General features: G+C 42.2%; 6 protein-coding genes. 1 reads left to right on the top strand and 5 read right to left on the bottom strand.

What is annotated here, in order from left to right; all coding sequences use genetic code 11:
- Positions 1–11: 11 nt before the first annotated feature.
- On the top strand, positions 12–3,962 hold the full coding sequence (locus INE92_RS11370; RefSeq protein ID WP_195436576.1) for a hybrid sensor histidine kinase/response regulator transcription factor: 3,951 nt from the start codon (positions 12–14) through the stop codon (positions 3,960–3,962).
- Positions 3,963–4,115: 153 nt separating this feature from the next.
- Here INE92_RS11370 and fsa read toward each other — a convergent pair whose 3' ends face one another.
- The 5 genes from fsa to INE92_RS11395 all read right to left on the bottom strand — a co-directional run bounded on the left by fsa (position 4,116) and on the right by INE92_RS11395 (position 10,908).
- The gene (fsa, locus tag INE92_RS11375; RefSeq protein ID WP_004312675.1) at positions 4,116–4,772 is read right to left on the bottom strand and encodes a fructose-6-phosphate aldolase; all 657 of its coding nucleotides are present in this window, start codon (positions 4,770–4,772) and stop codon (positions 4,116–4,118) included.
- Between the two features lie 67 nt (positions 4,773–4,839).
- Positions 4,840–5,892, bottom strand: coding sequence for a class I fructose-bisphosphate aldolase (locus tag INE92_RS11380; RefSeq protein ID WP_195436578.1), 1,053 nt, complete (start codon positions 5,890–5,892; stop codon positions 4,840–4,842).
- A 27-nt stretch (positions 5,893–5,919) separates the two neighbouring features.
- Positions 5,920–6,666 carry a 2,3-diphosphoglycerate-dependent phosphoglycerate mutase gene (gene gpmA, locus INE92_RS11385; RefSeq protein ID WP_008026056.1) on the bottom strand — a complete coding sequence of 249 codons (747 nt, stop codon included), beginning with the start codon at positions 6,664–6,666 and terminating at the stop codon, positions 5,920–5,922.
- A 308-nt stretch (positions 6,667–6,974) separates the two neighbouring features.
- A complete protein-coding gene (locus INE92_RS11390; protein WP_195436579.1) occupies positions 6,975–9,464 on the bottom strand; it encodes a zinc-dependent metalloprotease in 2,490 nt (829 codons plus the stop codon).
- 16 nt (positions 9,465–9,480) lie between these two features.
- Entirely contained in the window at positions 9,481–10,908 is a 1,428-nt protein-coding gene (locus INE92_RS11395; RefSeq protein WP_015533009.1) for a RagB/SusD family nutrient uptake outer membrane protein, read from the bottom strand.
- Positions 10,909–10,927: the final 19 nt, after the last annotated feature.

Genomic DNA, 10,927 nt, shown 5'->3' on the forward strand with positions numbered 1-10,927 from the left:
GACCTGATCTCATGAGAACAAAAACCTTTTTACTACTATGCATTGCATTTATCACACTGTTTATCGGCGTTTCCACTCTTCAAGCCGGTCATTATTACTATAAGCAAATCTCCCTAAAAGATGGTCTTCCCTCTACCGTGAGATGTATTTTAACGGACAAACAAGGATTTGTATGGATTGGAACCCGTTCCGGACTTGGGCGATATGACGGACATGAACTCAAAAAATATATTCATCAGGCAAATAACCCTCATTCCATTCCTCACAATTTAATCTACCAGATGATAGAAGACGTACAAAACAATATATGGATTCTGACAGACAAAGGAGTGGCACGTTATCAGAGGCAAAGCGATGACTTTTTTATACCGACTGATGAGACAGGAAATAATATCATCGCCTACTCCGCCTGCCTGACTGATGACGGAGTGTTATTCGGTTCGAAAAATAAAATCTTTTTCTATAATTATCAGGATACCTCTTTACGCCTCCTACAAACATTTGACTTAGAACCCAATTATAATGTGACTCTACTAAATCTATGGGATAAACACACATTACTCTGTTGCAGCCGGTGGCAAGGACTACTCCTGCTCGACCTGAATACCGGAAAATGCCGACGTCCTCCTTTCGATTGTGGAAAAGAAATCATGAATGTACTCATAGACTCACAAAAAAGAATCTGGGTAGCTCCCTACAATGGAGGGCTGAACTGTCTGACACGCGACGGTAAACTACTGGCTACATATACTACCCACAACTCCTCTTTAAGCAACAATGTCATACTAAGTCTCGCCGAACGGGAAGGAGAAATCTGGATTGGAACAGACGGAGGAGGCATTAATATTCTCGACCCGGAAACAAGACGTATTTCGCTGTTGGAGCATATGCCCGGAAGTGACAACTACTCACTCCCCGCTAACTCTATTTTATGTCTGTACAACGACTGCAACAATAATATGTGGGCAGGTAGCATCCGTAACGGACTAATCAGCATCCGGGAAGTTTCCATGAAAACGTATACAGATGTACCTCCCGGCAACGACCGCGGACTAAGCAACAATACCGTTCTAAGTCTTTTCCAAGAATCCCAAGACCAAATTTGGGTCGGTACAGACGGAGGAGGCATCAACAGCTTTAACCCACTCACAGAGAAATTTATCCATTACCCTTCCACCTGGGAAGACAAAGTAGCCTCTATCTGCCAGTTTACTCCCGGCAAATTATTAATTTCTCTTTTCTCACAGGGAGTATTTATTTTCAACCCGGCAACAGGAGAAAAACAGCCTTTCACCATTGTTGACGCTAAAACGACAGCACTCTTGTGCAATCGAGGCAAGGCTGTAAATCTACTTCGGAACACTCATCACAATATTCTGTTCCTTGGAGAACATATCTATATATATGATTTGAATACACGTACTTTCAGTACCGTTATAGAACAAAAAGAGCAGGAAATTATCGGTGCTCTTTTACCGATCGACAATTATAAGAATATCACTTATCTAAATGATACGAAGCACATATATGAACTGGACAACCATACCAACCGACTGAAAGCCCTGTACAGATGTTGGAAAGATACAACGATCAACTCTGTTGCACGAGACGAAGAGGGAAATTTCTGGATTGGAAACAACTACGGATTGGTACACTACAATCCTGCCACCAAAATACAGACACCAATCCCGACCTCTCTATTTAGTGAAATCACATTGATCGCATGCGACCAGCAAGGAAAAGTATGGATAGGAGCCGACAGTATGCTTTTCGCTTGGCTCATCAAAGAGAAAAAATTCGTTCTATTCGGTGAATCAGACGGTGTAATCCAAAACGAATATCTTTCCAAACCTCGTCTATTAAGTATGCGGGGAGACGTCTACATGGGTGGAGTGAAAGGGTTACTGCATATTAACAGCAAAATACCATTAACCACTTCCGAACTTCCCCAACTCCAATTATCAGATGTCATCATTAATGGAGAGTCAGTAAATAACGAATTAACGAATCATCCAACAGGGATTTCTGCTCCCTGGAATAGTAATATCACTATTCGAATCATGTCGAAAGAGAAAGATATTTTTCGACAGAAAGTGTACAGATACCAAATAGAGGGGCTGAATGACCAGCAAATCGAATCATACAATCCCGAACTGGCCATACGTTCACTTCCTCCGGGAAGTTATAAAATCATGGCATCCTGTACCGCCAAGGATGGTAATTGGATTCCCAGTCAGGAAGTACTGGAATTGACCATCCTTCCTCCCTGGTATCGGACATGGTGGTTTATTCTTTGTTGTGCCGTTTTTATTGCTGCCGCTATTATCGAAGCTTTCCGAAGAGCATGGAAACGTAAAGAAGAGAAGTTAAAGTGGGCAATGAAAGAACATGAGCAACAGGTATATGAAGAAAAAGTACGTTTTCTTATTAATATCAGTCATGAGTTGCGTACACCTTTAACGTTAATATACGCACCACTTAACCGGATGTTGAAATCCCTTTCTACCGAAGATACACAGTATTTGCCAATAAAAGCGATCTACCGTCAAGCGCAGCGAATGAAAAACCTTATTAATATGGTACTCGATGTACGCAAGATGGAGGTTGGAGAAAGCAAATTGCAGATACAACCGTATGTTCTCAATCAATGGATTGAACATGTATCCCAAGATTTCATCAGTGAAGGAGAAGCAAAGAACGTCCATATCCGTTATCAGCTTGATCCACATATCGATACTGTAAGTTTTGATAAAGATAAGTGTGAGATTATTCTAAGTAATCTGCTTATCAATGCCTTGAAACACAGTCCGCAGGATGCAGAAATAACAATTATGTCGGAGTTGCTTTCCGAAAGGAATAGCGTACGTATCTCCATCATTGACCGGGGAAACGGATTGAAACAAGTAAATACACAGAAACTCTTCACCCGTTTCTATCAGGGTACAGGAGAGCAGAGCGGCACAGGGATCGGACTGTCTTATTCCAAGATTCTGGTAGAACTACACGGAGGTTCCATTGGTGCACAAGATAATCAGGATGCCGGTGCGACATTCTTCTTTGAACTGCCCTTAAGACAACAATCGGAAGAGATTATCTGCCAACCGAAAGCATATTTGAACGAATTAATGAGTGACGATAGTAAAGAACAACAACCGGAGGAAGATAATTTCGACACGAGTCCTTACAGTGTTTTAGTAGTGGATGATAATCCGGACTTGACGGACTTCCTGAAAAAGTCACTGGGAGAATATTTCAAACGGGTAGTGATTGCTTCGGATGGTGTGGAAGCCCTTCAACTGACCAAAAGCCATGCCCCGGATATTATCATCAGCGACGTGATGATGCCGAGAATGAATGGATATGAACTATGCAAAAATATAAAGGAAGATATTACGATCAGTCACATTCCTATCGTTCTGCTGACAGCAAGAGATGATAAACAAAGCCAGTTGAGTGGTTACAAGAACGGGGCGGATGCTTATCTGACTAAACCTTTTGAGATAGAAATGCTGATGGAAATCATTCGCAACCGGTTGAAGAACCGCGAATCTATCAAGAAGAGATATTTGAATACAGGACTAGTCCCTGCGCCGGAAGAAAGCACCTTTAGCCAGGCAGATGAAACATTCCTGTTGAAACTGAATAAAATTATCCTGGAGCATTTGGATAGCAGTCATCTGGATGTCACTTTTATTTGTAAAGAGATAGGTATGAGCAGAGCCTCCCTTTACAATAAGCTGAAAGCTCTGACCGATATGGGAGCCAATGATTACATTAATAAATTCCGGATGGAGAAAGCGATCACCTTAATCACCAGTACTGACCTGTCGTTCACGGAAATTGCCGAGAAGGTCGGTTTTACTACTTCACGCTATTTCAGTACGGCTTTCAAACAATATACGGGAGAAACGCCGACTCAATACAAAGAAAAGCAGAAACAGGAAAGGAAAAAAGAGCAATAAGAAGCTACCCGGAAAATAAATATTTTTTAGGCACGGATTACACAGGTTTCACGCTTTTTTATAGTTGTTTTATGATAACTACCATTTTTAAAACCGTGAAATCCGTGTAATTCGTGCCTAACATTTTAATATATTGCAAGTTTCATTGCTTACTCAACCATTGACTTTTTTATAGTCTTCCAGGAACTTCTTCAATCCCGAGTCAGTCAGCGGATGATTGAGCAATCCTTTAATAGCGCTCAACGGGCAAGTAGCAACGTCGGCTCCTACTTCTACACATTCGATAATATGTTTCGTATTACGGATGGAAGCAGCCAACACCTGTGTTTTATAGTCATACGTACGATACATACGTACGATATCTCCCACAAGCCTTACTCCATCTTCACAAATGTCGTCCAGACGGCCGACAAAAGGTGAAACATACGTAGCTCCGGCTTTAGCTGCCAGCAATGCCTGCCCTACTGAAAAGACTAATGTACAGTTCGTGCGGATTCCCTTTTCCGTGAAATGTTTGATAGCTTTAATGCCATCGGCAATACAGGGAACTTTTACTACGATATGCGGATTGAGCGCGGCAAGTTCTTCGCCTTCACGAATCATTCCTTCATAATCGGTTGCTATCACTTCGGCACTTACATCTCCGTTGACGATCTCGCATATTTTAATATAATGCTCACGCTGATTCTGCGTTCCTTTGATACCTTCTTTCGCCATCAGCGAAGGGTTGGTAGTCACTCCGTCAAGTACTCCGAGGTCATAAGCCTCCTGGATTTGCTCCAGATTAGCTGTGTCAATAAAAAACTTCATACTCTTAATTTTTAATGGTTAACGATCTAATAGTCAAAGATAAGAATTTATTTTTATTCATCCCTGATTAAGCAATCGTAATTGACGAATCAAGATATACATCCTGAATGGTATTCAATAATTCCACCCCTTCGTTCATTGGTTTCTGGAACGCTTTACGTCCGCTAATCAATCCCATACCACCGGCACGTTTGTTGACAACGGCTGTAATGACAGCATCACGCAAATCTGATTCTCCGTGAGATTCTCCACCGGAGTTAATCAAACCAACGCGTCCCATATAGCCATTGGCAACCTGATAACGGCAAAGGTCAATCGGGTGTTCGGAAGCCAGTTCGGTATACATACGTTCGTCTACCTTGCCGAAGCCGATGGCTTTGAAACCACCATTATTAGTAGGAAGTTTCTGTTTTATGATATCAGCTTTAATAGTCACTCCCAGACGGTCGGCCTGTCCTGTTAAATCGGCAGCCGCATGATAATCGACAGCACCTTTCTTGAAATCATTATTACGCAGGTAACACCAAAGAATGGTTGCCATCCCCAGTTCGTGAGCATATTCAAAAGCATTGGCAATCTCCACGAGCTGACGGCGGCTCTGTTCCGAACCAAAATAGATGGTGGCTCCTACCGCTACTGCTCCCATATTCCAGGCCTCTTTGACTGTACCAAACAGTACTTGGTCGAAAGTGTTGGGATAAGAAAGTAGTTCATTGTGATTTAACTTGACGATGAAAGGTATTTTATGGGCATATTTACGTGCTACGGAACCAAGGATACCAAAGGTAGAAGCGACTCCATTACAACCTCCTTCAATAGCCAGTTTCACGATATTCTCCGGATCGAAATAGATCGGATTGGGAGCAAATGATGCTCCGGCAGTATGTTCGATGTCCTGATCGACAGGAAGTATGGATACATAACCGGTATTTGCCAGGCGACCATGTCCCAACAACGTTTGCAGACTGTTCAATACTCTGATATTCCGGTCCGAATCAATCCATACTTTATCAATTGTATCGGGAGACGGAACGTGAATCAGTGATTTATCAATGGTTTCGCAAGTGTGGTCCAGGTAATAACAGGCCTTATCTCTTAATAATTCTACTACTTTACTCATAACTTCATTTTTTAATGTGTAACTTTTCTATTTTTTCTTTCCCTGATTGGCTACTGCTTCCATCAGTTTTTTGATCTCTTCCGGGTTTCCCAGGAAATAGTCGTTGGCCACGTTCAGGTTTTCATCAAACTCAAAAACGTAAGGCACAGCAGTAGGCAGATTCAGTTTTATGATATCTTCATCGGAGATATTTTTCAAATGTTTTATGATACCCCGCAGGCTATTACCATGAGCCACAACCAATAAAGTATGGGCCGTTTTCAGACTGGGGAATATATCACTTTCCCAGTAAGGCATGATACGTTCAATGGTATCTTTCAATGATTCGGTACGAGGTAACTCGGCGTCGGGCACTTCATGATAACGGTAATCAAAACGCGGGTTTCTCAAATCACTCTCCGAAAGCGGATTGGGAGCTATATCATAGCTACGACGCCACACAAGCACTTGTTCTTCTCCATACTTCTCGGCAGTCTCGGCTTTATTCAATCCCTGCAATTCACCATAATGCTTTTCATTCAGGCGCCAGTTTTTCTCTACAGGTATCCAGTCCAGATTCATCTTATCGAGAACACAGTTCAAGGTTTTCACCGCACGCTTCAAATAGGAAGTATAAGCCTTATCGAAATTGAAACCATATTCTTTCAATGTCTCTCCGGCTTTTTCAGCTTCGGCAACTCCCTTTTCGGTCAGATCGACATCTGTCCAGCCCGTGAAGCGGTTTTCTTTATTCCATGCACTCTCTCCGTGACGAAGTAATACTATCTTTTTCATTTCTAAAATTCTCCTTTCTTCTTTTTATATATACAACAGATTGTTTCTTCACAAAGTTCACTAGAAAACAAATAGTTGTCAATACCCAGAAATAATGATTCTTTCTGCAAAGAAGCGGGATGCAGTAATCAGGGACATAAAAAAATACCCTCCTCTAATTCTAAGCTTGCATTATGGATGATGATTCATCAAAGCAAGGTTATCGTTAGAGAAGAGTAAGTCTGTTAAAGTAAAAAAGAGAGAGTTTATATATACAAGAAAATCTGTTCTACTTTTCTGTTCTTTTTAAAAAGTTCCACTGTTGAAGTCTACACATCAGCATCTTTTCCATAATAGGTTTCTTTCGTCTTTTTGATGTTTCGCAGCAAAGATGAATAGTGGCGATAGTTCATATCTCCTTCCTTACAAGCTGCCAACTGTTCCTTTACATGCTCTTCAATCTTGTCCAGATGTTTCTCCATAAAGAGTTGAATATCAGAACGGGTGACTGTCATATTCAAACTTGTATTATCTTTCTCATTAGGTTTAATCACACGCTCTACAAACGACAGATAAGTCCGGTGTGTTTGACGACGGAAATTGTTCTCCAACTCATTAGGATCGTTCAACGGTTTCCATACAGCGACAAATACGTCATTCAAATACTCGTCCAGTGAATACGGTTCGGGTACGCTGAAGGAAGTTGAATAGATATTGTGAAGCATTCCCGGCGCAAGCAACAAAGCTAACGCAGAACTCTGACGGTCGCTAATTTCATCTACCGCTTTCAGGCCTACACGACTTACCACTTCGTTCGGATAGAGCCAGAGGGGAGCTACGAACAAGTTACGTCCCAACCATTCAACAACCTCTTTTTGTATACTACGCGGCACATAATCACGCCCTTTGCTATCCGGCACATTTTTGGTATAACGGCCTCCCAGATTTTTCTGTACTTGCAGCGTATACTTCAGATATTGGACGCGAACTGAATTATAGATAGTATTCAAATCGTCATACTGACCGTCAGGTTGCGCCGTCCAAGTCAGAATGTTCTCCATCACTCTTTTCAGATTCTTGATACCATATTCATTAGCCTTCATATTATTGTCGCCCAAATCTTCGCTTTGGCTGCGCGGATCAGAGCCTTTTCCTTCATCACCGATAAACAATAAACGATGGTCTCCTTTCAGTTTCTTGGTAACTTCGGCACGTAATGCCGCTTTCTCTTTAAAGGGGTCTTTAAATTCCGGACGATATTGATATCCCCATTTTATAGCCCATTTATCATAATCGCCAATGCGAGGGAAAAGTCCTTTTTCTGAAATCCGATCTTCAGGCTGTGCCACATAATTGAATCGTGCATAGTCCATGATTGATACCGTGTGACCGTTGGCTTCCACCCAGGCTTTATCACGTAACTTCTCTACCGGAGTAGCTGAACTGGCAGCCATATTGTGACGCAAACCGAGTGTGTGTCCTATTTCATGCGAGGAGACAAACTGAATCAGAGTTCCCATTAATTTGTCATCAAAGGTCATTGATTGCGCACGTTTATCCAAAGGTCCGCACTGCACCATATACCATTTCTTAAGTAGGTTCATCACGTTATGATACCAACAGATATGACTTTCCATTATTTCTCCGCTACGCGGATCTACAATACGCGGTCCGTAGGCATTCTCTGTTTCCGAAGGCAAATAACGCAATACACTATAACGTGCATCATCCAAGCTCATTGTGGGATCGTCCGGCCACTCTTTGGCAATAATGGCATTTTTAAATCCGGCTGCTTCAAAAGCAACATTCCAATCGTTCACACCGGCTTTAAGATAAGGGATCCATTTCTTGGGTGTCGCCGGGTCTATATAGTATACAATAGGGCGTTTCGGTTCAGTGAGTTGCCCTCGACGATAACGTTCCGGGTCTTTCGGTTCCAACCGATAACGCTGAATGATAGCTCCACGCGATGTGACTTGCTGTTCATCAGAGAATTCTGTCACCGGATTCTGAAAAAAGCCGACCCGTTCATCTGCCAGTCTCGGCTGCATCGGCTCTTTAGGCAACATTACCATACTGGTATTCAATTTCACAGTCACTGATCCTGTTGCCGCAGCCGGCAGTTTGCCGGAAGTTATGTTGTAAGTACGCAAAGTTACTACTTCCACATTAATAGGATAGGTCTTTATAGTATCCATAAATGTACGATCCTGAACTAAAGAACCAATACCAAGAATAGAACGGTCACTTGATGTAAAGCCACAGGTCTTGTTATCACTTAAAAGAAACTTGGAGACGTTGACAAGCTGTGCCCGAGTCTCCGGATTTCTACCAATAACATCAAACTTACCGATAACCGGATCTACAGTAGACTGCTTCAACGCCTCTGCTATCTTATCACCCGGGCGGGCAAACTGCGACTGCACATATTCACGTAAGAAGAGAGTTTTATCATTATGTTGTTCCCAATAAACCACACTTCGGTTCACCTCTTCTCCACTAAGCATTTTAAATCCTTGCGGAACAGCTTTAAAGCGGGTAACAACCAATAACAATCGTCCCAATAAAGAATCCGGTACTTCAAAATACCAGTCATCTTTGATGTGACGGATCGTGAACATACCCTCACATTCACTTCCTCCATCTTTCAACAGTTTCTCGTAAGCGGTAGCCTTCTTGACAGTGTCTTTTTTGACCGTATCTTCATGAACTACCAGATTTTTGTTTCCATACTCCAGCGGAAGTTTACCACCGGCATACACTCCAACACATTGTAGTGTAAAGAGTATGTATGTCGCCATCATTAAAATTTTTCGCATCGCTTTTCTATCTATTTTATTCGTTAGTATTTAGTGTCAAATTGGGATTCTTCTCACGGGCAGCTACCGGGAACGGGATAATGTACAAACGTGAATCCGGTTTCAATGTATATATTTTCTGTTCTACGGTCGTAGTTACCAGCGGAAAAGTACGGGTAATCGTCTTTGCATAGTCGGCTTCCGTATTGAACCGTTTCAAATCCCAGAAACGGCTGAATCCGAAGAGCAACTCTTTACGACGCTCGTTAATGATTTCCTGCATCATCTCACGCTGTGTAGCCGGTTCCGGAAGCACAGCTTCACTTCCTTTGATTCGTTTTTCACGTAACTGATTCAACACTTCAACGGATCCGGACAAATCGTTCAAACGTGCCATCGCCTCTGCCAAAATCAAATAAACTTCGGCTGTACGCATACCTACAGCCATGTATTGAAACTTAGAATAGGTAAGGGCAGTGTTCCATAAAGCAGCTCCGGAACCTTCATCAAAGTAGTACTCAAGATTACCGGTCGTTTTGAAGAACAGGTTCAAACGCTCGTCATTATCTCCGAAAAGCTGTACCAATTCCGGACTAATCATGCCATAGGTATAAGCAGGATTGTCCGAAGTGCTACCCATATAAGCATAATTCAACACTTCCGGATTGCCACCTTTGGCATAAGTTGAAACCTTAGTCGGCCCCCCTACAGCATCCAAAGCTATATAATCTATCAAGGCATTGTTCCGTTTCAAAGATTCCTCCGCCGCATCCTTAGCCTTTTTCCAGTCACGGTGGAACAAGTAAACGCGTGCCGCCAATGCATAGCCGAATGCTTTCGACGGATGATATACATTCACCGGTTCTTCCTGCAGATAAGGTAACGCATCCTCGATATCCTTGATGATAAAGTCATAGACTTGGGCAACAGTAGCTTTGGTAGGAGTCGCTTCCAAGTCATATTCGCTGACAATAGCAATACCACCGTCAGTGGCTGCTGTCTCCGGATTGTAGGCTTTAGCGAATGTATTCACCAGAATAAAATGATCCCACGCACGCATGATTTTTGCTTCCGCTTTAGCCAGCTCCTTCACATCCTTGTCACCTGTACTATGATCTACCAATGAAATCACGATGTTAGAGCGTAAGATGTATTGATAACAGTTTGCATACAGATTATTATCACTTAATTCTTTACGATCGGCATCCTCATTAAAAGTCATATTGATTCCATCAGAGGAAAGATATTCCTTGCCGATAATATTCGATTCTTTTGACCAGACATTATCACTCAACAAAGCAAAAGACGACGGATAATAACTCCGGTTCGGCAAAGCCACCAATTCATAATAAGTCTCGGTAGAGTCCACAGTCTTCTTTCCTGTAGGGGTAATATCCACGTAATTCTCGCAAGCCGCAAATCCCAAGATAAGCAGAACCGGCAATATATAAAGTAATTTACGCATATCCTATATTCTTTTTAAT

Source organism: Bacteroides xylanisolvens, from assembly GCF_018289135.1.
GTDB classification, from domain to species: domain Bacteria; phylum Bacteroidota; class Bacteroidia; order Bacteroidales; family Bacteroidaceae; genus Bacteroides; species Bacteroides xylanisolvens.